Source organism: Variovorax sp. V15 (assembly GCF_041154425.1).
Taxonomy (GTDB): Bacteria; Pseudomonadota; Gammaproteobacteria; order Burkholderiales; family Burkholderiaceae_C; genus Variovorax; species Variovorax guangxiensis.
In genome coordinates this window covers 5911370-5935703 of sequence record NZ_AP028659.1, presented here as the reverse complement: position 1 = coordinate 5935703, position 24334 = coordinate 5911370, and the positions used below count along the sequence as shown (strand labels likewise).

Genomic DNA, 24334 nt, shown 5'->3' with positions numbered 1-24334 from the left:
GCAGGATGGGTGCGGCGATTCAATCACCACCGCGAAACCCCTGCACGCGCTCAGCGCTTCTTCCTTGCTGGACGTGGCTCGGGTTCGAGGGCGGCCGGCGTGGTATCGATGGCTTCGCGCAGGTGGCCGTTGTTGTCGTGGTGCACCAGCAACTGGCGCGTGCGCTGCCAGGTCGACAGGCGAGCGGGGGGCACCTCGATGTAGGTGGCCAGGGCGGAGAGAGAGGATTTCTCCTTCACCGGAGCCGGCTCGCGGCGATGCTGCCGGCGGCGCCATGGCGCGATCACCAGCATCGACAGCAGGATGCCGCAGATCACCAGGCCGTACAGGCTCAGCAGGTGCATCACCTCGGGCTGCGAGCGCGCGCCCAGCACGTAGGGCCATGCGTACCAGAGCGCGCAGAACCAGATCGCGATGGTGACGGCGGGGCGCAGCAGGCGCAGCCACAGGTACATGGCCAGCGCGCGCTGCGGGGAGCGGCCGCTGCCGAAGGCGCGCAGCGGGATGCGCGCGGCGTCGATGATGGGCTCCTCCACCGCGGGCTGCCCCCAGGAGCGGCGGCGGCTGGGCGGCGCCGCGTCGGTGTGCATGTCTGGCGGATAGCTGGAGGGGAACACGGACTCATGGGACATCGGAAACTCCTCGGTCGGGGCTTGTCCACACCGCGCGTTTGCCCCGGCGGCGTATCAGGGCTTTGGGAAAGGCGATCACGGTGGTGGCCATCGTGATGGTCCAGAAGGCGATCGGGTACCAGATCGTTCCGGCGAAGTAGCGCATCAGGTCGCGGTCGTAACGGCGGTCGATCCACAGGCTCAGCAGCATCTGCAGGATGCAGGTCATCGCCAGCAGCGTGCCCTGCCAGTGCGGCAGCAGCGCCGAGTGCCAGGAGGAGTCGGACGGCAGGAAGGGCCGCACCAGGCTGACGACGAGCACCAGAGCCATGGCGTAGGCCCAGAAGATGCTCGTCATGTACTCGATGTAGACGGGCCACATGCGCCAGTGGCGCGGCCGCAGGATGTGCGAGCTGCAGCGCAGCATGGTCTGGATGCCGCCCATGGCCCACCGCAGGCGCTGCTTCCAGAGACCGCGCAAGGTCTCGGGCATCAATATCCAGCACAGCGCGCGCGGCTCGAAGCGCAGCTGCCAGCCGGCGATCTGCAGCTTCCAGCTCATGTCGATGTCCTCGGTGAGCACGTCGGGGCTCCAGAAGCCCACGTCGATCACCGCGCGCCGGCGGAACATGGCGATCACGCCCGACACCGTGAAGAGCGTTCCCACCAGCTGCTGCGAGCGCTTGATGAGGCCGATGATCGAGGAGAACTCGCCCACCTGCATGCGCCCCAGCAGCGTGGTGCGCGTGCGGATGCGCGGGTTGCCGGTGACGGCACCGATGCGCTCGGAGGCCAGCATCGGCAGCAGCATCCACGCGATGGCGTCCTCGTCGATCAGCGCGTCGCCGTCGATGCCCAGGATGTACTCGCCGCGCGCGAGCTGGCAGGCGGTGTTCAGGCCCACGGCCTTGCCCTGGTTGCTGGCGTTGTGGATCACGCGCAGGCGGCCGTATTCCTTGGTCATCTCGTCGAGCAGCTCGCCGGTGCCGTCGGTGCTGCCGTCGTTCACCGCGATGACTTCGCAGTACGGGTAGCGCGTGCGCATCAGCTGCTCGATCACCTCGCGCAGGTGCGGCGCCTCGTTGAAGCAGGGCACCACCACCGTGACCAGCGGGCGCGAGGGCAGCAGGTCGAGCGGGTTGACGTCCACGTCCTGCCTGCGCTCGAACACCCACGCATGCGAGAGGCCGCCGGCCATCCAGACATAGGCCATGAAGAACGGGTAGTAGAAGACGAAGCCGAACAGCAGCGAGGGCAGCGTCTGCGCGAGGAACTGCATGGCGGGGCTCATGGCGAACGCTCTCCTTGCGCCGGACGCGGCGGGGTTTCGGTCTCGGCCGGCGTGCGCAGCGCGCGCGGCAGCAGGGTGCGCACCGAGATCGCGCGGCGCACGGTGTCCAGCCCCGGCTGGTCGTTGAGGAAGTCGTCGGGGTAGTAGCCCAGGTGGCGCACGCCGGCGCGCTGCAGCAGCGTCCACTGGCGCGAGAGTTCGGCATCGGGCACGGGCTTGCCGGTGCGCCAGTCGCGCGCCTGCAGTTCGAAGACCGTGCCGTCGAGGCCGCGAGGCGTGTCGGCGGCGCGTTTGGCCAGGCGCGCGAGCCAACCCTGCGCATCGGCCTCTCGCTCCATGCGCGGCATGGCCATGAGCGCGACGTAGTCGTAGGCGGCGAGCGAGGCCTCGTAGTTCTGCGCGAACCACTGCTCGGCCTGGGGCTCGAGCACCGGCCGGGCGTAGAGGTTGCGCGCGGTCTCCAGCATGGGCCGCCAGGCGCCGGTGCGCGCGGCGAGCTCCTGCGTGAAATCGATCAGGTAGCGCGTTCTGGCCGCGGTCCAGCGCGCCATCAGCTCCGGGCTCGCGCGGATCGCGGCCACGTCGGCAGGCAGGCCCCATCCGGCATACGTGGCCAGCGCGGCGGGGCTCGCGTCCTCGTCGTCGGAGAGCGTCGCGTCGTCGTGGAACAGCAGCCCCTCGAAGAAGGCGTGGCGGCCCAGGTCCTCGTAGATGTCGCCGACCAGCGCGCGCACCGCGGGGTCGAAGGGCGTGAGGCGGTGGTAGCGGTCGGCGTGCGTTGTGCCGTCCTGCGCCGTCACCGTGTGCGTGGCGAGCGGGTTCGACGCAGGCAGCCTGAAGGCCATGACCGGCATCCAGGCGTAGACCTTCACGCCGGCGCGGCTGCGCAGCTGCCAGGCCGCGCGCCCGAACAGGTCGGCGCGCACCGGCAGGTGGCGGTTGGGAAAGTACAGCGCGTCGGCCACGCCGTCGCCGTCGGGGTCGGCGTACGCCTGCAGGAACACCGCGCGCGGACGCACGGCGGCCACGCGGTCGATCAGCATCGAGAGGTTGCGCTCCTGCTGGGCGGGATCGGGGTCGTACACGTAGTCGAGGTCCACGTGCATCACGCGGTTGACCGGCCGCACCTCGCCGCCCACGGGGCTGCGCAGCATGCGGTCGAAAGCCGGTGCCTCGTTGTCGTAGGCGGCCAGTGCGCGGCGGATGCGCGCCAGCGGCACGGCGGGCGCGTTGGGGCCGTCGTCGAGCGTGAAGGTCACGGGCATGCCCGCGCGCTTCGATGCCTCGATGGCCGCGCTGTTGTAGGCGCCGTAGGGCCACACCATCGAGCGCACCTTCGCGCCGGTGCGCCGCTCGATGATCTCGCGGCTGCGGCGCAGGTCGGCCTCGACGCGCCGCACGTAGGCATCGTCGTCCTCGTAGCGGCCGGTCTTCGGGTCGTAGCGGTGCGTGGCCGCGGCCGGCAGCAGGTTGCCCTGCGGGTTGGCGAGGACGCCGGTGTGCATCGCGTCGCTGTGGCTCGCGAACTCGACCAGGCCCGAGCGCGCCATCTCGGCGGCTTCGCTCCACAGCAGGAAGTTCTCGCGCGGTGCGGGCCTGTCGCCCCAGTGCACCTGCTGTCCTTCGGGCACTTCGAGCCAGCTCGTGACCAGCGCCATCACCGCCGGATAGTTGTAGCGCCTGAGCAGCGGGAAGACCTTGGTGTAGGCGCTGCGGTAGCCGTCGTCGAAGGTCAGCAGCACCGGCTTGGGCGGCAGCGGCTTGCCGCCCGCGCGCGCGTCGACGATCTGCTGCAGGCTCACCGGGTGGTAGCCGTTGTACTGCAGCCAGGCGAGGGTGCCGGCAAAGGTGCGTTCGTCCACTGCGGTCTCGTCGGGCGATGCCTCGAAACTCTCGCGCACGTTGGCGCGCACGTCGTGGAAGGAGATCACCCGGAAGCTCAGGCCGTCGTCGGGATCGGCGGGCGGCAGCGGCTGCGCGACGGCCGGCAGCGAGCAGGCCGCCAGCAGCGCCAGCAGCGCCAGCAGCCAGGGCAGCGCCGCGCGCAGGAAGGCGAGGGGAGGAGGCTTCGTCGTCGTTCTTCTCATCACGGCAGGGGAGTCGAGAGGTTCAGGAAGACGCCGCGCTGTCGCTCGCGCACGCCGTCGTAGGGATGGCCGCCGACCAGCAGCCCGTAGCGCAGCGTGAGCTTCGGCCCGAGGTTCCAGCGGTGCTCGTAGCGCAGGCTCCAGGTCGGGCCGCTGCCGAAGCCGGCCTGCCGGTAGCTGCCTCCGCCGAGCTCGACGACCTGGAAGAACTGCCGGTCGTCGCGCTTCCAGTTGAGCCACTGCGCGCGCACGCTGAACTGCACGCTGGAGTCGCTCGACGGGTTGAAATAGGGCGCGTCGATGGCACGGCCGCGGCTCGCGTCGGCGCCGAGCCGGGTCTCGAGCTGGAAGGCCGGCGTGCTGATCCAGCGCTCGCGCCAGCCGATGTCGACGCCCTCGCGCCGGTTGCCGTCGCTGAATTCCAGCCGCTGCCACTTCAGGTCGAAGCGGCGCGATTCGTCGACCACGTAGCCCACGCTCGCGCCGAACTCGTGCGCGCCGATACCGGCCGCGCGTGCCTTCCACGGCAGCTCCCGGCTGTCGCCGTCGTAGGTGGCCGACAGCCGCCACGCATCGCCCGCTCGGTAGTCGAGCCGGCCGGCCACGCTGTTGCGGTAGGGGCCGGTGTTCGCGTGCTGCACGATGCCCTCGGCCAGCCAGCGGCCCTGCTCCCAGCCGATGCCGATGCCGCCGCGCGCCCAGTTCGCGTTGCCGATGTCGGTGCTGCCGCGTCCCAGCGTCTGCTCGTAGAACACGCGCCAGCGATCGTCGATGAGGCCCGAGCTGAGGCGGCTGTCGATGCGCCATTCATGGTTGGCGATGGCCGCGCCGCCGGAGGAGGCTTCGGCGTCCACGTCGAGCCTGGGGCCGACCAGGGCGCGCCTCTTGCGTTCCATCTCGCGTACCGGCACCGAGTCGGGCATGTCGGCGTAAAGCGATTCGGCGCGCCGGCGGGCCTGCGCGAACTCGGACGCATCGAGCAGCGCCTCGACGTGGCCGATGCGCGCGCCGCTGTCGTAGGGCGAATCGGCGGCCAGCGCCTCGTAACGCGCCAGCGAAGCCTCGGGGTGCTCGCGCAGCCGCTCGGTGAGGGCCGCGCCGTGCACATAGCCGGCATTGAGCGGCGCTTCCCGCGTCAGCACCGAGAAGCTCTGCTGCGCGAGCGCCGGGCGGTCGGAGTAAAGCTGCACCAGGCCGCGCAGGCCGCTGACATCGCTGTACTCGCCGTTCGGGCGGCCGGCCTCGGGCGCGAGCCGCAGATGCGCGGGCGTGGCGGCCTCGATGCGCTGCAGCAGCGCATCGGCGTCCGCGAAGCGACCCACGTCCAGATAGGCGTAGACCAGCCCGAACCAGGTCTCGTCGGGCATCGGCATGTCGGCGCCGCGCCAGGCGAGGGCCGCTTCGTAGACCGGCACGGCCTCGATGGAGCGGCGCTCCTGCGCGAGCGCGCGGCCCACGGCTGCCAGCCCATAGGCGGGGATGTTCGTGTCGGTGGCGCGCAGCGTGTCGTAGAGCGCGATGGCCTCGGCCGGGCGGCCGCGTTCGACCAGCGCCAGCAGGCGGTCGGACTGCAGCCTCGCCCGCACGGTGCGCCATGCGTCGGCGTCCACGGGCTCGGCCTGCGGGGCGGCGGCGTCGACGCGGGCGAGCGCGGCTTCCTGATCGGCCAGCACGCGGTCGAGCGCGGCGACGCGCTCCATGCCAAGGCGCTGGTCGCGTGCGCGTATCGCCCAGCGCAGCCGCTGCGCCAGCGCCTCCTGCTGCAGGGTGGAGAGCGCCAGCGGCGAGAAGCTGCCGGGATCGGCGCGCTGCGCGGCCTCCGCGCTTTCGAGGGCGCTCGACGCGGCGCCGCTGGCCGCGAGCAGGAAGTCGGCCTCGCGGCGCAGGTCCACGCGCCCGGGCCGCAGCGCGCCGGCCTCGGTGTAGGCGCCGAGCGCCTGCAGCGTGTCTTTACGGGCGCGCGCGAGGGCGTCGCGCAGTTCGAGCAGCGCGACGCGGTCCTCGATCCGCGTCGGGGCCGGCTGCGACAGTTCGCTGTACAGCGCCTGTGCGGCGGCGAGGTCGCCACTTTCGAGGCGCCACCAGGCTTCGTGGACGCGCGGCTCGCGCGCAGCGGGCTGCCGCGCGCGCCAGACGCCGATGACTTCGCCCCGCAGGTCGGAGTCATGGGCGCGCCGCGCGGCCACCGCGAGCGGGCCCAGGGCATAGGTGCCCAGCGTCGAGGGCGCGAACTGTCGGCCCAGCGCCACGGCCTCGGCGTACTGACCATCGGCGGATGCGATCGCGATGGCGTCGGAGGCCACGCGCCGGCGGGCCTCGCCGTCGTCGATCGGCGAGGTGAGCCATGCCTTCAGCCGGCGCAGCGCCTCGGCGCCGGTGACGCGGCCTTCGCGGCGCGCGACGATCAGCGCGTCGTGCTGGCGCGCGTCGTAGGGCGACGCGCTCTGGCCGACTGCGACCGGCAAGGCAGGTGCCGGATGCGGCTGTGCAAGCGCCACCGGTGCAGCGAAGGCCAGCGTGCACGCCAGAGGCAAAGGGGGAAATCTCTGCGCGGTCTGCGCGAATCGACGAAGCAACGAACAGGTCGGCGCGGGGCTGCGCGTGACCATGGCCGTGCCTCCAGTTTTTTTCTGGATGAACACCTTGCTCCCTTGGAAATCCGGAAAAGAAACCCCGGCACCCATGACGGCGCCGCAAGGACCGGGGTTGCCGATGTGACAGGCCGGCAGCCCCGATCAGGAATTCAGATCTGGAATCACTTTAGACATCATTGTTAACAGGGGCAAACAAAAGACCGAGGAATTGGTTATATGTGTGAACAGATTCGCGTTTTGGGCGTTCGCGGCTATCGCTTTTGTCGGACGGACTCCCAAGCGACCGACGGGCGCCAGGCTCCGCCCCGGCCTAAGATCGCGTGATGAACGCACCTCAGGCCTCCCCGGCGACTCCGCTGCCGCCGCTCCCTCGCTTCTGGTCGCAGCTCACCACGCGCGACTTCGCCGCGCTCGGCGCGGCGGCCACCGTCGCGGTGCTGCCGCTGGGCGCGACCGAGCAGCACGGACCGCACCTGCCGCTGGGCGTGGACACCATGCTGGCCGACGGCATCGTCGCCGCCTCGCTGCCGCTGCTGCCGGCCGCGCTGCCGGTGCTCTTCCTGCCGACTCAGCAGATCGGCCTGAGCCCGGAGCACGCGCGCTTCGCGGGCACGCTCACGCTGTCGGCCGAAACGCTGATCCGCATGTGGAAGGAAATCGGCGCGTGCGTGGCGCGTGCCGGGGTGAAGAAGCTGGTGCTCTTCAACGCGCACGGCGGCCACGTGGGCGCGATGGACATCGTGGCGCGCGAGCTGCGCGCCGAGCATGGGCTCATCGTCTACAGCGTGAGCTGGTTCAACCTGCCGCTGGGCGACGCGGGCGCGCAGTTCAGCGCGCAGGAGCACCGCTTCGGCGTGCACGCGGGCGAGATCGAGACTTCGATGATGCTGGCGCTCTCACCGCAGCTGGTGCGCATGGGCGAGGCGCGGGATTTCGATTCCACCTCGCGCCAGCGCGCCGCCGACTACGCGATCCTTGGCAACGGCAGGAGCGCCAAGCTCGGCTGGGCCATCGAGGACTACAACCCGCACGGCGCCGCCGGCAACGCGGCAGCCGCCACGGCAGCGCACGGGCAGGCGGTGGTCGACGAGGCAGCTCGTCAGCTCGCGCTGCTGCTGGAAGAGGTATCGCGGCTGCCGCTGGAAACGGCCAACACCGGCCCTCTTCCCTGATTGACGATCAGGCGGCCAGTACCCCGGCGAACATGCCGGAGTCGACATTGCCGCCGCTCACGCACACGCCCACCGTCTTGCCGCGCCAGCGTTCCTGCTGCTGGAGCGCTGCGGCCAGCGCGGCCGCGCCGGCGCCTTCGGCCACGTTGTGCGTGTCGCTGAAGAGGATGCGCATCGCCTGCGCGATCTCGTCGTCGGTGACCGTCACCACGTCGTCGGCCTCGCGCAGCATCACCTCCACCGATTCGGGCACCGGCGTGCGGCAGGCCATGCCGTCGGCCAGCCGCGTGGTCACGGGCGACTCGACCGGTTTGCCCGCGCGGAAGGAATCGCGGTAGGCCGTCGCATGCGCCGACACCACGCCGATGAGCTTCGTCGACACGCCGCAATGCGCGCGTGCCGCCGCAGCGGCCGCGAAGCCCGAGCCCAGGCCGATGGGCACGAACAGCACGTCGGGCGGCTCTGCCGAGAGCGCCTCGAAGAATTCGACATACGCCGTCGAGACGCCGCGCACCAGCTCGCGGTGAAACGAGGGCACGCGGTGCAGGCCGTCGCGCTCGGCCAGCGCGGCCGCATGCTCGGAGGCTGCCTGGAAGTCGTCGCCGTGCTCGATCAGCGTGACGCCGAGCGCGCGCATCGCGGCATTCTTCTCGGTCGAGTTGCCGTGCGGCACGACGATGGTCGCGCCCAGCCCGTGGCGCCGCGCCGCGAAGCCGACCGACTGGCCGTGGTTGCCGCGCGTGGCGCTGATGGCGTGGCGCACGCCCGGGTGCTCGCGCGCCAGGGTCTCGAAGTAGGTCAGCCCGCCGCGGATCTTGAAGGCGCCGGCCGGCGTGTGGTTCTCGTGCTTCGCCCACACGGTTGCGCCCAGGCGCTGCGACAGCAGCGGCCAGGCGTACTGCGGCGTGGGCGGCATGGCCGCGCGCACGGTGCGCCGCGCGGCTTCGATCTCTTCTCGGGTGAATCTCATCGGGTCTCCTGGCTCTTTCTCTATTTCCTACTTGCGTTCGGTCAGCGCCACGCGCACGGCCAGCGCGGCGAGCACGCTGCCCATGATGTAGCGCTGCGCGCGCAGCCAGCCGGCGCTCTGCGACAGCACGGCGGTGATGCCCGCGGCGCCGACGATCATCACGGTGTTGACCGCCGCGCTGGCCGTCATCTGCGCGATGCCCAGCTGCATGCTCTGCAGCAGCACCGAGCCGCGCTCGGGGTGGATGAACTGCGGGAAGAACGAGAGATAGAACATCGCCACCTTCGGGTTCAGCAGGTTCGTGAGAAAGCCCATGCGAAACAGCTTGCCCGGTGGATCGGCCGGCAGCGCGCGTGCCTCGAAGGGCGCGCTGCCGCCCGGCTTCACCGCTTGCCATGCGAGCCACAGCAGGTAGGCCGCGCCCGCGATGCGGATCGCATCGAACGCGAGCGGCACCGCCAGCAGCAGCGCGGTGAGCCCGAGCGCCGCCGCGAACAGGTGCACCAGGAAGGCCAGCAGCACGCCGCCCAGCGAGATCAGCCCCGCGCGCCGGCCCTGCACCAGCGTGCGCGAGACGCAATAGATCATGTTCGGCCCCGGCGTGAGCGCCAGCAGCAGCGAGGCGAAGGCGAAGAGGGCGATCTCGGCGAGGCTCAGCATGTCAGAGTCCTTGTGATTCGAGGGTGACGCTGCCGCGCGGCGTGTCGAGCACGGCAACCAGGTTGGGCGCGCCGGCATCGATGTCGATGCCCGTCATGCCGATGGCCGCGAGCGCCGCGGCCAGCGCGGGGGCGCGCGGATGCTTGGCGCGCAGCGAGCGCAGCACGAGGCCCGACGCCGGCATGGCGTCGGTGGGATGCACGGCGCCCCACTGGATCAGCGTGGGCAGCGCGCCGTAGAACAGCCGCTGGCCGTCGTCGCGCACGGTGATCTGCCATTCGAGCCGGCCGGCGGGCGTATCGCGCGAGGCTTCGAGAAGCTGGCCGCGGTCGATGTGCGCGTGCTCCTCGCGCGCCAGCGCGCGTGTCGCCGCATGCGCGTCGGGCACGCGCGCGACGAAGTGGATCAGCCGCGGGCCATGCCGCGCGATGCTCGCCTGCAGCGTGGCATCGTCCATGTCGAACCAGCGGCGCGTCCTGGGCCGCGAGGGATGCTTGCCGGGCTCGATCGCGATGATCTCCGCATACGCCGCCGGAAAGGCATCGCCCGAGACGTTCAGCAGCCGGTTGTGCGTGCCCATCAGCGGATGCGAGCCGCCGGGCGCCGGCGTGACGCCGAGCGTGGCCTCGCACCACGCCACGCCCTCGGCGAGCGAGGCTGCGGCGATCACCAGGTGGTCGAGTTGCGCGTGCATGGCGGGCGGCCCGTTCAGAGCGTGACGCTGCCGTCCACGCAGGTCACGGCGTCGCCGCCGACCCAGATCCGGCCTTCGGCGTCGCGCTCGATGTGGACGCGGCCCGCGCGCCCCAGGCACTGGCCTTGGGCGGCAAGGTAGCGCTCGGGCATGTGGCCGTCGGCGATCAGCCATTCGGCCAGGCTCGCGTTGAGGCTGCCGGTGACCGGGTCTTCCTGCACGCCGATGGGCTCGGCGAAGGCGCGCACCTCGAGGTCGATCTTCGCGCCGTCCGCGTTCGGCACCGCAGGCCGGTTGCCGAAGGCACGCGCCTCGCGGTTGGAGCGGCCGATGAGCAGCGAGGTGTCGTGCGCCGCGGGCACGCCCGCCACGCCGGCCTTCACGCCCAGCTCCTTCAGCGCGCGGTGGTCGGGCTGCAGCGCCAGCACCGCGTCGGCGTCGTTGACCAGCAGGCCGAACCAGACGGGGCCGTTGTCCAGCACCTGCGCCGCCACCACCTGCTGCGCCTTCAGGCCCAGCGCGCCCGCCACCTTGGCCAGCAGCGCGGGGCTGGGCGCGCTGCGCCTGAGCGGCGGCGCGGCGAAGGCCAGGCGGCTGCCGTCGCGGCGCAGCGGCACCAGGCCGGCGCCGCACTGCTGCACCACCATGCCCGCCGCCTTGGGCTTGCCGCCGGCCTCCAGCCACGCATGGCAGCTGCCGATGGTCGGGTGGCCGGCGAAGGGCAGCTCGCCGCCGGGGGTGAAGATGCGCACGCGGTAATCGGCCGCCGGGTCGGTGGGCGGCAGCAGGAAGGTGGTTTCGGACAGGTTCGTCCACTGCGCGAAGCGCTGCATGGCGGTGTCGTCGAGGTCCTGGCCGTCGATCACCACCGCGAGCGGGTTGCCGTAGTAGGCGGTGGCGGTGAAGACGTCGACTTGCTTGAAGGGACGGGATTTCATCGGGTTCATTCGAGGGATAAATCGAGCACGCCGCGCGTGCCCGGGCGGGAAAGCAGTTCGGAGTACCAGCGCTCCACGTTCGGCCAGCTCGGCCGGCGGTATTCGGCGGCGGGCAGGCCGAACCAGCGGTGCGCCTCGCAGCCCACCGGGATGTCGGCCATGGTGAAGCGCTCGCCAGCCATGTAGGGCTGGCGCGCGAGATGCGCGTCGAGCATCGCGAAGAGCGCTTCGCTCGCGCGCACCGAGGCCTCGATGAGCGCCGGCTGGCGCTCCGAGGGCGGCGTGCGCACCCACTGGACGAAGGCGTCGCGGCTCGCGCGGTTGAGCGTGGTCTGCTGCCAGTCCATCCAGCGCTCGGCGTCGAAGCGCGCGGGCAACTCGGCCGGATAGAGGTTGCCGTGCGAGTGCTTCGCGCAGAGGTAGCGCACGATCACGTTCGATTCCCACAGCGTCACGCGCTCGGCGCCCTCGCCGTCGTCGATGGTGGGCACCATCGCGTTCGGATTGAGCGCGAGGTACTCGGGCGTCTGCACCACGCCGAACCTGCCGCCGGCCTCTGTGCGCTGGAAGTCGAGCCCGAGCTCCTGCGCGCACCACACCACCTTGCGGACATTGATCGAGCTGATGCGGCCCCAGATGTTGAGCATGTCTTTTCTTTCCTGGTTGTCGTTGCTTTACCCGCCGGTCAGCGCGGCGAAGGACGATCGAGAAAAAGCAGCCGCACCGCCAGCCCCAGCATCACGGCCGCCAGCAGGCTGTTCTGGATGCGCGCCGCGCCGGGGCGCTTTTGCAGCCAGCGTCCGATCTGGCCGCTGCACGCGCCCAGCAGCGTGTTGAAGGCCAGCGCCGCCGCCGACAGCAGCACGCCGAGCTGCAGCAGCTGCAGCGTCACGCTGCCGCGCGCCGGGTCGACGAACTGCGGCAGGAACACCATGAAGAACAGCAGCGCCTTCGGATTGACGAGGTTGTTCAGCAGCGCCATGCGCACGATGCGGCCGAAGCTGGCGGGCCTGGCCCGGGCGCCCATGCGAAGCCCGATGCCGCCGCTGCGCAGCGCCTGCACCGCGAGCCACACCAGGTAGAGCGCGCCCGCGTAGCGCAGCAGGTCGAACGAAGGCGGCCATGCCGCCACCAGCGCGGTGACGCCGGTGGCCGCCGAGAGCGTGTGCACCAGGTCGGCCGCCGAGATGCCCAGCGCCGCGGCGAAGCCGCCGCGGGGGCCGTGGGCCACGCCGTGCGAAAGCACGAAGGCCATGTTCGGGCCCGGCGACAGGAACAGCGCCAGCACCGCGAGCATGAAGAGCGAAAGTGTCGCGAGGCCGATCAACGCGGGCTCCTTCGGGCTCGGGTGCTGGCGCGGCCGGCCTCAGGCCGGCGTGGCGGCCAGCTTCCTGTCGCCCAGCAGCACCAGTTCCTCGCGCAGCGTCTGCGCGAGCGCGGCGATGGCGGTGTCGATCTCTTCCACGCTGGCCGTCACGAACGACAGGCGCAGCGTGCGCGGATCGCCTTCGCCGGCGTAGAAGGGCGCGCCGGGCACGAAGGCCACGTTGCGCTCCACCGCCTTGGGCAGCAGCTTCACGGTGTCCACGCCCTCGGGCAGGCGCGCCCACAGGAACATGCCGCCTTTGGGCGCGTTGAACTTCACGTCCAGGCCGGCCATCTCGCGCGTGAGCGCGGCCATCATCGCGTCGCGCTGGCGCTTGTAGAGGGCGCGGATGGTGGGCACGTGGGTGTCGAGGAACTTATCCTTCATCACCGCCGAGACCATGCGCTGCGTGAAGATGGGTGTGTGCAGGTCGACGGCCTGCTTGGCCTGCAGCAGCTTCGGGTAGATGGACTTGGGCGCCACCAGGAAGCCCAGGCGCAGGCCTGGGGCCAGCACCTTCGAGAACGAGCCCAGGTAGATCACGCCCTCTGGGTTGCGCGCGGCCAGCGGCAGCGGCGGGGCTTCGTCGAACCAGAGTTCGCCGTAGGGGTTGTCCTCCACGATGGGCAGGCCGGCGGCGGCAGCGGCTGCCGACACGGCGGCGCGGCGCTCCTCGGTCATGGTGCGGCCGGTGGGGTTCTGGAAGTTGGGCAGCAGGTAGATGAAGCGCGCGTCCTTGGCCTTGGCCACGAGGTCGTCGACGATCACGCCGTCGTCGTCGCTGGCCACGCCCACGGGGTGCGGCTCCATCGGGCCGAAGGCCTGCAGCGCGCCGAGGTAGGTGGGCGTTTCCACCAGCACCTTGCTGCCCGGATCGATCAGCACCTTGGCCACGAGGTCGAGGCCCTGCTGCGAGCCGGTGGTGATGAGCACCTGCGAGGCATCGACGTCCCACGGCAGCATGTCGGCCACCGCCTGGCGCAGCGGCGCGTAGCCTTCGCTCGCGGCGTACTGCAGCGCGGCCTGGCCGTCGTTGTGCAGCACCTCGGCGCAGGCGTCGGCAAAGGCCTGGATCGGGAAGGTCTTGGGCGAGGGCAGGCCGCCGGCCAGGCTGATGATGCCGGGGCGCTCGGTGACCTTGAGGATTTCACGCAGCACCGAGGGATTCATCTTGGCGGCGCGGGCGGCGAGTTTCCAGTTCATGGCTTTCTTCTTTCAGGCGGTGAGGTGAGATTCGGATGTTCGGGAGGGCGCAACGGCGCGGATCAGTCACGGTACACGACATGGGCCCGCTTGTCGTCCAGGCCGCGTGTGGGCGCCGGGGCAGGCGCCGCCGGCTGCGACAGCCGCTTGCCGATGACCACCGTGGCAACCACGGCGACCGCGAAGGCCAGCGTGACCACGTCCAGCGGCTCGCCCAGGATCGGGATCGACGCGAGGATCGACAGGAAAGGCTGCAGCAGCTGCGTCTGGCTCACGCGCAGCGCGCCGCCAAGGGCCAGGCCGCGGTACCAGGCGAAGAAGCCGATCCACATCGAGAAAGTGCCGACATAGACGAAGCCCAGCCAGGAGGCGGTGGCGATCGGCTGCGTGGGCCACAGCACCAGCGTGGCCGGCAGCGTGACGGGCAGCGCCATCACGCAGACCCAGCAGATCACCCGCTCGGCGCCCAGCGAGGGTGTGACCTGCGCGCCGTAGATGTAGCCCAGCGACGCAGCGATGACCGCGCCCACCAGCAGCAGGTCGGCCCATTCGAAGCCGAAGCCGTGTCCGCCCTGGCTCGCGCGCAGCACCGAGAACACCACCACCAGCAGGCTGCCCGCGATAGCGCAGAGCCAGAAGCCCAGCCGAGCGCGCTGATGCAGTACCCAGGCCGCGACGGCGGCCGTGACCAGCGGCAGCAGCGCCGTCACCACCGCCGCATGGCTGGCCGTGACCACGCGCAGCGCATAAGCCAGAAGCAGCGGGAACCCGATGGCGTTACCCAGCACCGCCATGCCCAGAGGCTTCCACTGATGCGGGGCCGGGCGCGGCGAGCGCGTCACCAGCAGGAAGACGGCCGACAGCACGCCCGCCAGCGCCGCGCGCCCGAGGGTGACGAACCACGGCGAGAGCTGCGGCGCCTCCTGCGGGCCGGTGGCCAGGCGCGTCATCGGCAGCGTGACGGCGAACATCGCAACGCCCAGCACGCCCAGCCACATGCCGAGCGTCTCGTCCTTGATGCTCCTCATACGCCCACCATCCACCAGGCGGTGAGCACCAGTACCAGGCCCATTGCACGGTTGAACCACAGCAGGCGCGAGCCCTTGGCCAGCCAGTCGCGCAGCATGGCGCCGACCAGCGCATACGCGAAGTTGCTGACGAAGGCATAGGCCAGCATCACTGGCGCCACGATCGCGAAGCGGTGCAGCGCGTCGGGCTGCCCGGCGATCCAGCCGGCCACCAGCGTGAGCGCCAGCAGCCAGGCCTTGATGTTCACGAACTGCAGCATCACGCCCTGGCCGAAGCCCACCGAGAGGCTCTTGCCATCGGCCTTGCCGAGCGTGGCGCTGCCGCTGAGCTTCCAAGCCAGCCACAGCAGGTAGCCGATGCCCAGCGCCTTGATGGCCAGCCGCAGCGAGGGCATTGCCACCACCAGCGCACCGATGCCGGCGGCGCACAGCGCCAGCAGCAGGGTCCAGCCGACCGGCACTGCGACCACGAAGCGCATGGCGCGCGGCAGGCCGCCATTGGCCGCCAGGGCGGTGGAAAGCGTGGTGTTGGGACCGGGCGAGAAGCTCATCGCCGTGGCCAGCACCAGCAGCGCGGTGAATTCTTGCCAGTTCATGACACACACTCTAAACTTGCGACCATTACAGTTACAGTACAGATGATCGAACAATCAGGCAATCTGTATTGGTCATCCCTTCGACACAGAAGCCAGGGAAACCGGCACAGCCCGGACGACGCATGCTCACACGCACCTCCACACAGTCGCTGACGGGGCAACTCGCCGACCGCCTGGCCGAGCGCATCCGCACGCGGCTGCTGCCGCCGGGCGCGCGGCTGCCCTCGGTGCGCGAGTGCGCGCGGCAGCAGGGCGTGAGCCCCTACACCGTGGTCGCGGCCTACGACCAGTTGCTGGCGCAGGGGTTGGTCGAGGCCCGGCGCCAGCGCGGCTTCTACGTTCGCGACTCGGCCCCGGCGCAGGACGCCCGCTCGGCCGACGCCAGCGGCGCGATGGGCGTGCCCGCGGCGATCGCGGTGCAGATGATGGCCTCGCGCGTGCCGGCCGACGCCAGTTCGCTGATCCGCAGCATGTTCCACCGCCCGAGCGACAAGCCGCAGCCGGGCATGGGCGTGTTTCCGCCCGACTGGATGGCCTCCACCTTCATGCCCACGGCCGTGCGGCGCATGACCAATACAGCCGCGCTGCAGGAGCTGTCGCTCCAGTACGGCGAGCCCGCCGGCGACATGAGCCTGCGGCGCAGCCTCTCGCAGAAGCTGGTGGGCATCAACGTGCCGGCCTCGCCCGACCAGATCGTGACCACCGTCGGCGCCACCCACGCGCTGGACATCGTGAGCCGCACCCTGCTGCGCCCGGGCGATCCGGTGATGGTCGAGGAGCCCGGCTGGGCGCTGGAGTTCGCGCGGCTGGAGGCGCTGGGCATGCGCATCCTGCCGGTGCCGCGCCGCGCCGACGGGCCCGACCTGGAAGTGATGGCGCAGTACTGCAAGCTGCACAGCCCCAAGCTCTTCGTCAGCGTGAGCGTGCTGCACAACCCCACCGGCTACAGCCTCACGCCGGGCAGCGCGCACCGCGTGCTCAAGCTGGCCAACGAGCACGGCTTCCACATCGTCGAGGACGACACCTACAGCCACCTCGCGCCAGAGCACGCCACGCGGCTGAGCGCGCTCGACGGGCTGCAGCGCACCATCTACGTCAGCGGCTTCGCGAAGATCCTGGCGCCCAACTGGCGCATCGGCTTCCTGGCCGCGCCGCCCGACCTGAAGGAGCGGCTGCTCGAGACCAAGCTGCTGGCCACGCTGACCTCGCCGACGCTCTTCGAGCGGGCCTTGTCGTGGTGCATCGACCAGGGGCAGCTGCGCCGGCACTCCGAGCGCGTGCGCATCCGGCTCGACGGGGCGCGGGGGAGGGCGGTGAAGCTGGCGATGGCGCACGGCTGCACCTTCGCCTCGGAGCCCGCGGGGCTCTTCGGCTGGGTCGACACCGGCGTGGACACCGACGCGCTCACGCAGCGCATGCTCGACCAGGGCTACCTGCTGGCGCCGGGGTCGCTCTTCCACGCGCGCCGGCCGCCGAGCACCATGATGCGGATCAACTTCGCGACCTCGCAGGACGCCGCCTTCTGGAAAGTCTTCAGCAAGGTCAGAAGCGAGCTCTGACGGACGCTAAAAGCCCGGAGGCTTGGAGTAAGCTGGCAGCACAAGAAAACCCATACCCGGCACCCCAGGAGACCTCCCGCATGAGCAACGCCAGCAAGCCCTTCGACTTCAGCCAGTTCGTTCCCGGATTCGATTTCCTGAAAAACCTCGCCGGCGGCGCGGCCTCGGGCAGCGGTTCGGTGCCGGGCATCCCGAGCCTGGCGAGCTGGGTGGCGCCCACGCTGAGCGTGGAGGAGGTCGACAAGCGCATCCAGGAGCTCAAGACGGTGCAGTACTGGCTGGAGCAGAACGGCCACGCGCTGAAGGCCACCATCCAGGCGCTGGAAGTGCAGAAGATGACGCTGTCGACCTTGCGCGGCATGAATGTGCGCATGGAAGACATCGCCAGCGCCTTCACCCGGCAGGCGACCGCGGCCGCGGCTGCCGTAACGCCCGCTCCCGCCAAGGCCGCGCCGGAGCCCGAACCCGAGGACATCGAGGACATCGAGGACGAGGAGGCGCCCGAGGAGGAAGTCGAAGAAGCGGCTCCCCCGCCCAAGAAGGCCAGCCGCAAGCCGGCCGCCTCCAGGGCGAAAGCCGCGGCCGCCGAGGGCGCTGGCGTGGTCGACCCGATGCAGTGGTGGGGCTCGCTCACCGAACAGTTCCAGCAGATCGCCAGCACGGCGCTGCAGGACGCGGCCCAGCTGAAGGTGCCGGCCATGGCCCAGCCGCTGGCCGACGCGGTCGGCTCGGTCATCGGCAAGCCGGCGGCGTCTCGCAAGACAGCCGCAGCTGCAAAGAAGACGATGGCCCCGGCCGCGAAGAAAAAGACGTCCACCGCCGCCCGGAAGCGAACCTCCAGTCGGCGCTGACGTCATACGACGTACACATTCCATTTGTTGAACAGAACGGGTTGGCACGCATCATGAAATTGTTTCCCTCCGGCCATGCCACCCATCCGCAATGGCGAATGGCGGCGGGCCTCGTGCTCGCCCAGCTGCGGGCGCAGATGGCGCTGCCCGACTACGCCTCCGCGCCCACGCTCGGGCTGCTCTACATCACCGACCACTACGCGAACGACGCGCAGGACATCCTCGATCACCTGAGCGCCGAACTGCCCGAGGTGACCGACTGGTCCGGCACGGTCGGCATCGGCGTGTCGGCCAACAACGCCGAGTACTTCGACGAACCCGGCATGACCCTGATGCTCTGCGCCCTGCCGAGCGACCAGTACCGCGTGTTCTCCGGCGTCGCGCCGCTGGGCAACTCGGAAATGAGCGGCTTCGAGGCGCACACGGCCCTGGTGCACGCCGACCCCGCCACGCCCGACCTCGCCGAGTTGATCGGGGAAATGGCCGGGCGCACCGACACCGGCTACCTGTTCGGTGGCCTTTCTTCGGGGCGCGGCGGCGCGCTGCAGTTCGCCATTGGCGGCAACGGCAACATCCGCGGGCATGGCGCCGCGGGCGGCGTGTTCTCGGGCGGGCTCTCGGGCGTGGTCTTCGGCGAGGGCGTGCGGCTGGTGTCGCGCGTCACCCAGGGCTGCCAGCCGCTGCGCTCGGGCGCGGTGCGCGAACGCGAGATCACCGAGGCCGACGGTAACCTGCTTCTGAAGCTCGACGGCGAACCCGCCCTCGACGTGCTGCTGGCCGACCTGCAGGTGTCGCTCGAACGCCCGCAGGAGGCCATCGACGCGGTGCGCAACACGCTGGTCGGCCTGGCCGACGCCGGAAGCGACGGCATCCGCCGCACCGGCGACCTGGGCGCCGACGTTCTGGTGCGCCACATCATCGGACTCGACCCCACGCGGCGCGGCATCGCCATCGCCGACACCGCGGAGGCCGGCATGCGCCTGACCTTCTGCCGACGCAACGCCCAGGCCGCGCGCGCCGACCTGATGCGCATCTGCGCGGAAATCCGCGAGGAACTGGAACCTGAAGAGCAGACGCTGGCCACTGCGCGCGCGGTAGCGGCAGGAGAGGCCGAAGCCGCGCCGCATCCGGCGCGCCGCATCGCCGGGGCCGTCTACGTGAGCTGCTCCGGCCGCGGCGGCCCGCACTTCGGTGCGCCAGGGGCGGAGCTGCAGATCGTGCGCCACGCGCTGGGCGATGTGCCGCTGGTGGGCTTCTTCGCCGCGGGGGAGATCGCGCGGCACCATCTGTATGGGTATACGGGGGTGTTGACGGTGTTCACTGCGCCCGACTGACCCGGCGCCCGACGCGAAAAAGCGACGGGCGAGTTTTCGGCGGGAGGATGCGTCGCTAGAATCCGCCCGCTTTCTTGAATCTCTGCTGCTGCAAGAAAGAGCCAGCTGCGCATCGCGTCTCCCGCGAGCGCGGCCGATCTTTTTCGCCTCGCCACGCAAAGTGCGACGAGGCAGGAAACCGACATGGTTTCCCGAATGGAACAGCAGCCATGAGCGATCCTCGTTTCTCGAGACTCCAGCGTGCCTTCTCGCGCGCCGGCATTGCCGTCGACTACCGCGACGGCGTCTATCACCTGCACCATGAGGCCTCGCAGGCCACGGTGCTCCTGCCGCCCAGCCTTCCGCTGGAAGAGAAGGCGGTGAACCAGTTGCTGGCATTCGCCAGCGTGCGCTCGCCCAACGGTGGGAAGGGCGTGTGCAAGGCCTGCGCGACGCCCGACTTCCACCCGGGCTCCGTCGCGCCCGTCGGCAGCGTCGTCGCGACCGATCCCGACTTCGTCATTCCGGCGGCGGTGGGCACAGACATCAACTGCGGCATGCGGCTGCTGACCACCGGGCTCACGCTCGACCAGGTGGCTCCGCACAAGACGCGGCTGGTCGAGCGGCTCACGCGCAGCCTGCTCGACAACGGCCGCGACGTGCCGGTGCACACGGCGGCGTTCAGGGCGCTGTTCGACGTGGGCCCCTCGGCCTTCCTGGAGGCGGTGCGCAGCGGCGGGCTGTGGTCGTCGTGCGACCGCGACCGGATGCAGGCCGAGCTCGATGCCTGCATCGGCCTCGCAAGCTTCGGCGGCAGTGCGCGGCACGCACCCGAGGCCTACACCGGCGGCCGCCACGAGGTGTTCCGCGACCCCTGCCTCGGCACACCGGGCAGCGGCAACCATTTCGTGGAGCTGCAGGTGGTCGACCATGTCCTGGACCGCCACGAGGCCTACCGTGCGGGCCTGAAGACGGGAGATGTGGTCGTGATGATCCACAGCGGCTCGCGCGACATCGGGTTCCATGTGGGTGGCCGCTGGATGGACCGTGCCCGCGACGAATGGCCCAAGGGCCTGCGCCATCCGAAGAGCGGTCTCTATGGCCTGGCGGGGCCGCTGGCCGACGAATACCTGGAGGCCATGGGCGTGGCGGCGCGCTACGCGTGGGCCAACCGGGTCGTGCTGGCCGAGCTGGTGCGGAAGGATTTCGCCGAACTGCTCGGCGCCGCGTCGTCGAAGCTGGTGGTGGACGTGCCGCACAACGTCGTGCTGCGGGAACACGGCATGAACATCCACCGCAAGGGAGCGACGCCGGCGAACGCGGGCGACTTGGCGCTCATTCCGGGCTCGATGGGCGACTACTCTTATCTGGCTTCCGGGCTCGGGCACGAGGACTGGCTCTGGTCGTGCAGCCACGGTGCCGGCCGACGGATGCGCCGGCAACAGGTGCGCGCGATGCGGCCAGCGCCCGCCGACCCCCAGGCCAGCTGGCAATGCGTGACCTTGCGCGAGGAGCGCCGGATCGAGGAGGCTCCGCAGGCCTACAAGCCGATCGGCGAGGTGATCGACGCACAGGAGCGCGCCGGGCTGATTCGATGCGCGGTGCGGCTCAGGCCCTGGATCACCTTCAAGGCGTGATCCGGGGCCTGCCGGCTCGTCAGCCCAGGGCGGGCTGCGGAACGCGCAGCTTGGGCGCAGGCATCCCCGTGAACGCGAAATCCACCTCCGGCTCCAGCCCGCTCACGATCCGCGCGATCGACTTGCCCGAGCCGCAGGCGTGCGTCCAGCCCAGGGTGCCGTGGCCGGTGTTCAGGAACAGGTTCGGCAGCTTCGTCTTGCCGATCAGCGGGACATTGCTCGGCGTGGCGGGGCGCAGGCCGGTCCAGAACTGGGCCTGGGTGGTGTCGCCGGCGCCGGGGAACAGTTCTTCGACGCGGCGCACGATGGCCTCGCAGCGCACGCGGTTCAGGTCGCGGTCGTAGCCGTTGAGCTCGGCGGTGCCGGCGATGCGCAAGCGGTCGCCCGAAGCCGAGGTGTAGCGTGAGAAGACGAGCTTGAATTCGTCATCCGTCAGCGAGACCTGATGGGCCTTGGAGGCGTCTTTGACGGGCAGCGTCACCGAGTAGCCCTTGGCCGGGTAGATCGGCAGCCGGATGCCGAGGGGCGCGGCGTAGAGCGGGCTCAGCGAGCCCATCGCCAGCACGAAGGCGTCGCCGCGGATGCGCTGGAAGCGGCCTTCGCTGTCGGTGGCCTCGACGTGGTCGATGCTGCCGCCGGCCTCGCGCAGCGCGGTGACGGTGTGGCTCATCAGGAACTTCACGCCCGCGGCGGCGGCCAGCCCCACGAGTTCGCGCGCGAAGCGGTTGGCGTCGCCGGATTCGTCCTCGGCCGTGTAGGTGGCGCCGGCCAGCTTGGGGCGGATGTGGGCGAGGGCAGGCTCGATCTTCACGGCCTCGTCGGCCGAGATGACGCGGCGCTCGCAGCCCAGGGTGCGCATCTGCTCGGCGGGCTCGAGAGCACCGTCGAACTCCTTCTGCGTCGTATAGAAGTGCAGGATGCCCTGGGTGCGCTGGTCGTAGCTGAGGCCGGTGTCGCGGCGCAACTGTTGCAACATCGAACGGCTGTATGTGCCCAGACGAACGATCTGTTCGATGTTGTGGCGGGTGCGCGCCGGCGTGCATTCGCGCAGGAACTGCAGGCCCCACAGCCACTGGCGCATGTCGGCGCGCATGCGAAAGAGCAGCGGGGCGTCTTCCTTGCCCAGCCATTGCAGCACCTTCAGCGGGGCGCTGGGGTTGGCCCAGGGCTCGGCATGGCTGACGGAGATCTGCCCGCCGTTGGCGAAGCTGGTTTCGGCGGCCGGGGTGGCCTGCCGGTCGATCACGGTCACTTCGTGGCCGAGTTGCTGGAGGTAGTAAGCCGAAGTCACGCCGAGCAGGCCGGCGCCGAGGACGATCACGCGCATTTCAAGTACCTTGAGGTCGCAGCGCTTGAATGGCGGGGGTGTGTACTATTTCATTAAATAGTAAGCAACTGGACGCCCGCCGTCCAAGTTGCCGCTCCCCCTGTCCTCGGTACCTGAGAGATTCATCCGTTGCGCCCTTGCAACGAATTTGCTCCTTCGGTGCGCCACGCATGGTGACGACTCTCCAGACGGCGTTTCGATGTGATGCAGTACTGAGCCCTTGCAGAAATCTTCAGGATTCCGCTGGGCTGACCTGAGCGTTTATGGGAGTTTGCGCCTTCGGTAAGGGCACCCTGACGAGTGACCCACTCTCCTGCAATCGGGTGCAATTGTAAACACGATGCACGAAAGCGTGACCATGCCCTTTGTTTCAGCGTTTTGACCCGATGGGATAATCCCTAGTTAACGTCGATCGCGTCAGGCGATCACCTTCAACACTCAGGGGACCCCATGATCTTGGTTACCGGCGGCGCTGGCTTCATTGGCGCCAACTTCGTACTCGACTGGATCGCGAACAGCGACGAGCCCGTCGTCAATCTCGACAAGCTCACCTACGCCGGCAACCTCGAGACCCTCGCGTCGCTCAAGGGCAACCCCAAGCACATCTTCGTGCAGGGCGACATCGGCGACAGCGCCCTGATCGACCGCCTGCTCGCCGAGCACAAGCCCCGCGCCGTGGTCAACTTCGCCGCCGAGTCGCACGTGGACCGCTCGATCCACGGCCCCGAGGACTTCGTGCAGACCAACGTGCTCGGCACCTTCCGGCTGCTCGAATCGGTGCGCGGTTTCTGGGGCGCGCTGCCGGCCGAGCAGAAGTCGGCCTTCCGCTTCCTGCACGTCTCGACCGACGAGGTCTACGGTTCGCTCTCCAAGACCGACCCGGCCTTCACCGAAGAAAACAAGTACGAACCCAACAGCCCCTATTCGGCCAGCAAGGCTGCCAGCGACCACCTCGTGCGCGCCTGGCACCACACCTACGGCCTGCCGGTGCTCACCACCAACTGCTCGAACAACTACGGCCCGTTCCACTTCCCCGAGAAGCTGATCCCGCTGATGATCGTCAACGCGCTGGCCGGCAAGAACCTGCCCGTGTACGGCGACGGCATGCAGGTGCGCGACTGGCTCTACGTGAAGGACCACTGCAGCGCCATCCGCCGCGTGCTCGAAGCCGGCAAGCTCGGCGAGACCTACAACGTGGGCGGCTGGAACGAGAAGCCCAACATCGAGATCGTCAACACAGTCTGCGCCCTGCTCGACGAACTGCGCCCCCGCGCCGACGGCAAACCGTACAAGGAACAGATCACCTACGTCACCGACCGCCCCGGTCACGACCGCCGCTACGCCATCGACGCGCGCAAGCTCGAGCGCGAACTCGGCTGGAAGCCTGCCGAAACCTTCGACACCGGCATCCGCAAGACCGTCGAGTGGTATCTCGCGAACAGCGAATGGGTGCGCAACGTGCAAAGCGGCGCGTACCGCGAATGGGTCGAGAAGCAGTACGACAACAACGCGAAGGCCGCGGCATGAAGCTGCTGCTGCTGGGCAAGGGCGGACAGGTCGGCTGGGAACTGCAGCGCAGCCTGGCGCCGCTCGGTGAACTGGTCGCGCTCGACTTCGACAGCACCGATTTCCACGCCGACTTCAGCCGGCCCGAGGAGCTCGCCGACACGGTGCTCAAGGTGCGCCCCGACGTGATCGTCAATGCCGCGGCGCATACCGCTGTCGACAAGGCCGAGAGCGAACCCGAGTTCGCGCGCAAGCTCAACGCCACGTCGCCCGGCATCGTGGCCGAGGCAGCGCAGAAGATCGGCGCGCTGATGGTCCACTACTCGACCGACTACGTCTTCGACGGCAGCGGCACCACGCCGTGGAAGGAAGGCGATGCGACCGGCCCGCTCAGCGTCTACGGCAGTACCAAGCTCGAAGGCGAACAACTGGTGGCCCGGCACTGTGCCAGGCACCTGATCTTCCGCACCAGCTGGGTGTACGCCGCGCGCGGCGGCAACTTCGCCAAGACCATGCTGCGCTTGGCGAAGGAGCGCGAGAAGCTGACTGTCATCGACGACCAGTTCGGTGCGCCCACCGGCGCGGAGCTATTGGCCGACGTCACGGCGCACGCCATCCGCGCGACGCTGCAGGATCCCTCCAAGGTCGGCCTCTATCACGCGATCGCCGGCGGCGAAACGACGTGGTACGGCTACGCGCGCTTCGTGCTCGAAATGGCGCAGCAGGCCGGCGTCGAACTCAAGGCCGGGCCCGACGCCGTCGAGCCCGTGCCGACCAGCGCATTCCCGACGCCCGCGAAGCGCCCGCACAACTCGCGCCTCGACACCAGCAAGCTGCAGACCACGTTCGGCCTGCGCCTGCCCCCATGGCAGGAAGGCGTCGCGCGCATGCTGCGCGAGATCCTTTGAAGAACCCCACGAGAAGAAAGAGC

General features: G+C 69.9%; 21 protein-coding genes and 1 riboswitch. Of the genes, 7 read left to right on the top strand and 14 right to left on the bottom strand.

The window, feature by feature from the left end:
* Positions 1-50 precede the first annotated feature (50 nt).
* The 4 genes from pgaD to pgaA are packed head-to-tail and all read right to left on the bottom strand — an operon-like array spanning position 51 to position 6454.
* Positions 51-632, bottom strand: coding sequence for a poly-beta-1,6-N-acetyl-D-glucosamine biosynthesis protein PgaD (gene pgaD / locus ACAM57_RS28185; RefSeq protein ID WP_240650581.1), 582 nt, complete (start codon positions 630-632; stop codon positions 51-53).
* A complete protein-coding gene (pgaC, locus tag ACAM57_RS28180) occupies positions 622-1902 on the bottom strand; it encodes a poly-beta-1,6-N-acetyl-D-glucosamine synthase (protein WP_184634419.1) in 1281 nt (426 codons plus the stop codon). Before pgaC ends, pgaD begins: the two co-directional genes overlap by 11 nt.
* Positions 1899-3989: a poly-beta-1,6-N-acetyl-D-glucosamine N-deacetylase PgaB gene (pgaB, locus tag ACAM57_RS28175; RefSeq protein ID WP_369659735.1), complete on the bottom strand. Its 2091-nt coding sequence runs from the start codon at positions 3987-3989 to the stop codon at positions 1899-1901. Before pgaB ends, pgaC begins: the two co-directional genes overlap by 4 nt.
* The gene (gene pgaA, locus ACAM57_RS28170) at positions 3989-6454 is read right to left on the bottom strand and encodes a poly-beta-1,6 N-acetyl-D-glucosamine export porin PgaA (RefSeq protein ID WP_369659734.1); all 2466 of its coding nucleotides are present in this window, start codon (positions 6452-6454) and stop codon (positions 3989-3991) included. Before pgaA ends, pgaB begins: the two co-directional genes overlap by 1 nt.
* A gap of 452 nt (positions 6455-6906) precedes the next feature.
* Between pgaA and ACAM57_RS28165 the strand changes: the two genes are divergently transcribed.
* Complete coding sequence (locus ACAM57_RS28165; protein ID WP_369659733.1) at positions 6907-7755, top strand: creatininase family protein; 849 nt, start codon at positions 6907-6909, stop codon at positions 7753-7755.
* A gap of 7 nt (positions 7756-7762) precedes the next feature.
* Here the strand turns inward: ACAM57_RS28165 and ACAM57_RS28160 are convergent, their stop codons facing one another.
* From ACAM57_RS28160 to ACAM57_RS28120, 9 genes are all read right to left on the bottom strand, one after another.
* Positions 7763-8725, bottom strand: coding sequence for a threonine dehydratase (locus ACAM57_RS28160; protein WP_369659732.1), 963 nt, complete (start codon positions 8723-8725; stop codon positions 7763-7765).
* A 27-nt stretch (positions 8726-8752) separates the two neighbouring features.
* Positions 8753-9385 (bottom strand): LysE family translocator, encoded by a 633-nt coding sequence (locus ACAM57_RS28155; RefSeq protein ID WP_369659731.1) that lies wholly within the window; start codon positions 9383-9385, stop codon positions 8753-8755.
* A 1-nt stretch (position 9386) separates the two neighbouring features.
* Positions 9387-10079, bottom strand: coding sequence for a VOC family protein (locus ACAM57_RS28150; protein WP_369659730.1), 693 nt, complete (start codon positions 10077-10079; stop codon positions 9387-9389).
* A 14-nt stretch (positions 10080-10093) separates the two neighbouring features.
* Complete coding sequence (locus ACAM57_RS28145) at positions 10094-11017, bottom strand: PhzF family phenazine biosynthesis protein (RefSeq protein WP_369659729.1); 924 nt, start codon at positions 11015-11017, stop codon at positions 10094-10096.
* A gap of 5 nt (positions 11018-11022) precedes the next feature.
* Positions 11023-11664, bottom strand: a complete 642-nt coding sequence (locus tag ACAM57_RS28140; RefSeq protein ID WP_369659728.1) for a glutathione S-transferase family protein — start codon at positions 11662-11664, stop codon at positions 11023-11025.
* Between the two features lie 38 nt (positions 11665-11702).
* Positions 11703-12344, bottom strand: coding sequence for a LysE family translocator (locus ACAM57_RS28135; RefSeq protein WP_369659727.1), 642 nt, complete (start codon positions 12342-12344; stop codon positions 11703-11705).
* Positions 12345-12383: 39 nt separating this feature from the next.
* A complete protein-coding gene (locus ACAM57_RS28130; RefSeq protein WP_369659726.1) occupies positions 12384-13586 on the bottom strand; it encodes a PLP-dependent aminotransferase family protein in 1203 nt (400 codons plus the stop codon).
* A gap of 62 nt (positions 13587-13648) precedes the next feature.
* On the bottom strand, positions 13649-14614 hold the full coding sequence (locus ACAM57_RS28125; RefSeq protein ID WP_369659725.1) for a DMT family transporter: 966 nt from the start codon (positions 14612-14614) through the stop codon (positions 13649-13651).
* The gene (locus tag ACAM57_RS28120; RefSeq protein ID WP_184634439.1) at positions 14611-15210 is read right to left on the bottom strand and encodes a LysE family translocator; all 600 of its coding nucleotides are present in this window, start codon (positions 15208-15210) and stop codon (positions 14611-14613) included. Before ACAM57_RS28120 ends, ACAM57_RS28125 begins: the two co-directional genes overlap by 4 nt.
* 122 nt (positions 15211-15332) lie before the next feature.
* Here ACAM57_RS28120 and ACAM57_RS28115 point away from each other — a divergent pair, with 122 nt between their 5' ends.
* From ACAM57_RS28115 to ACAM57_RS28100, 4 genes are all read left to right on the top strand, one after another.
* A complete protein-coding gene (locus tag ACAM57_RS28115; protein WP_369659724.1) occupies positions 15333-16769 on the top strand; it encodes a PLP-dependent aminotransferase family protein in 1437 nt (478 codons plus the stop codon).
* An 80-nt stretch (positions 16770-16849) separates the two neighbouring features.
* Positions 16850-17620 carry a PhaM family polyhydroxyalkanoate granule multifunctional regulatory protein gene (locus ACAM57_RS28110; RefSeq protein WP_369659723.1) on the top strand — a complete coding sequence of 257 codons (771 nt, stop codon included), beginning with the start codon at positions 16850-16852 and terminating at the stop codon, positions 17618-17620.
* A 53-nt stretch (positions 17621-17673) separates the two neighbouring features.
* A complete protein-coding gene (locus ACAM57_RS28105; protein WP_126021577.1) occupies positions 17674-18954 on the top strand; it encodes an FIST C-terminal domain-containing protein in 1281 nt (426 codons plus the stop codon).
* 209 nt (positions 18955-19163) lie between these two features.
* The gene (locus ACAM57_RS28100) at positions 19164-20570 is read left to right on the top strand and encodes an RtcB family protein (protein ID WP_126021576.1); all 1407 of its coding nucleotides are present in this window, start codon (positions 19164-19166) and stop codon (positions 20568-20570) included.
* A gap of 19 nt (positions 20571-20589) precedes the next feature.
* Here ACAM57_RS28100 and ACAM57_RS28095 read toward each other — a convergent pair whose 3' ends face one another.
* On the bottom strand, positions 20590-21897 hold the full coding sequence (locus ACAM57_RS28095) for a D-amino acid dehydrogenase (protein ID WP_369659722.1): 1308 nt from the start codon (positions 21895-21897) through the stop codon (positions 20590-20592).
* A gap of 90 nt (positions 21898-21987) precedes the next feature.
* Positions 21988-22095: riboswitch (glycine riboswitch) on the bottom strand.
* Positions 22096-22347: 252 nt separating this feature from the next.
* Between ACAM57_RS28095 and rfbB the strand changes: the two genes are divergently transcribed.
* Positions 22348-23424, top strand: coding sequence for a dTDP-glucose 4,6-dehydratase (gene rfbB, locus ACAM57_RS28090; RefSeq protein WP_184634446.1), 1077 nt, complete (start codon positions 22348-22350; stop codon positions 23422-23424).
* Positions 23421-24311 (top strand): dTDP-4-dehydrorhamnose reductase, encoded by an 891-nt coding sequence (gene rfbD, locus ACAM57_RS28085; RefSeq protein ID WP_369659721.1) that lies wholly within the window; start codon positions 23421-23423, stop codon positions 24309-24311. The genes rfbB and rfbD overlap by 4 nt, the downstream gene beginning before the upstream one ends.
* Positions 24312-24334 lie beyond the last annotated feature (23 nt).

Bases quoted from the DNA above. Each gene is read 5' to 3' on its own strand.
- ACAM57_RS28130 (WP_369659726.1), bottom strand. From the start codon at position 13,586: ATGAACTGGAAACTCGCCGCCCGCGCCGCCAAGATGAATCCCTCGGTG.
- ACAM57_RS28165 (WP_369659733.1), top strand. From the start codon at position 6,907: ATGAACGCACCTCAGGCCTCCCCGGCGACTCCGCTGCCGCCGCTCCCT.
- ACAM57_RS28095 (WP_369659722.1), bottom strand. From the start codon at position 21,897: ATGCGCGTGATCGTCCTCGGCGCCGGCCTGCTCGGCGTGACTTCGGCT.
- pgaD (WP_240650581.1), bottom strand. From the start codon at position 632: ATGTCCCATGAGTCCGTGTTCCCCTCCAGCTATCCGCCAGACATGCAC.
- ACAM57_RS28115 (WP_369659724.1), top strand. From the start codon at position 15,333: ATGCTCACACGCACCTCCACACAGTCGCTGACGGGGCAACTCGCCGAC.
- ACAM57_RS28105 (WP_126021577.1), top strand. From the start codon at position 17,674: ATGAAATTGTTTCCCTCCGGCCATGCCACCCATCCGCAATGGCGAATG.
- ACAM57_RS28100 (WP_126021576.1), top strand. From the start codon at position 19,164: ATGAGCGATCCTCGTTTCTCGAGACTCCAGCGTGCCTTCTCGCGCGCC.
- ACAM57_RS28160 (WP_369659732.1), bottom strand. From the start codon at position 8,725: ATGAGATTCACCCGAGAAGAGATCGAAGCCGCGCGGCGCACCGTGCGC.
- ACAM57_RS28140 (WP_369659728.1), bottom strand. From the start codon at position 11,664: ATGCTCAACATCTGGGGCCGCATCAGCTCGATCAATGTCCGCAAGGTG.
- rfbD (WP_369659721.1), top strand. From the start codon at position 23,421: ATGAAGCTGCTGCTGCTGGGCAAGGGCGGACAGGTCGGCTGGGAACTG.
- ACAM57_RS28145 (WP_369659729.1), bottom strand. From the start codon at position 11,017: ATGAAATCCCGTCCCTTCAAGCAAGTCGACGTCTTCACCGCCACCGCC.
- pgaB (WP_369659735.1), bottom strand. From the start codon at position 3,989: ATGAGAAGAACGACGACGAAGCCTCCTCCCCTCGCCTTCCTGCGCGCG.
- ACAM57_RS28125 (WP_369659725.1), bottom strand. From the start codon at position 14,614: ATGAGGAGCATCAAGGACGAGACGCTCGGCATGTGGCTGGGCGTGCTG.
- rfbB (WP_184634446.1), top strand. From the start codon at position 22,348: ATGATCTTGGTTACCGGCGGCGCTGGCTTCATTGGCGCCAACTTCGTA.
- pgaC (WP_184634419.1), bottom strand. From the start codon at position 1,902: ATGAGCCCCGCCATGCAGTTCCTCGCGCAGACGCTGCCCTCGCTGCTG.
- ACAM57_RS28120 (WP_184634439.1), bottom strand. From the start codon at position 15,210: ATGAACTGGCAAGAATTCACCGCGCTGCTGGTGCTGGCCACGGCGATG.
- ACAM57_RS28155 (WP_369659731.1), bottom strand. From the start codon at position 9,385: ATGCTGAGCCTCGCCGAGATCGCCCTCTTCGCCTTCGCCTCGCTGCTG.
- ACAM57_RS28150 (WP_369659730.1), bottom strand. From the start codon at position 10,079: ATGCACGCGCAACTCGACCACCTGGTGATCGCCGCAGCCTCGCTCGCC.
- ACAM57_RS28110 (WP_369659723.1), top strand. From the start codon at position 16,850: ATGAGCAACGCCAGCAAGCCCTTCGACTTCAGCCAGTTCGTTCCCGGA.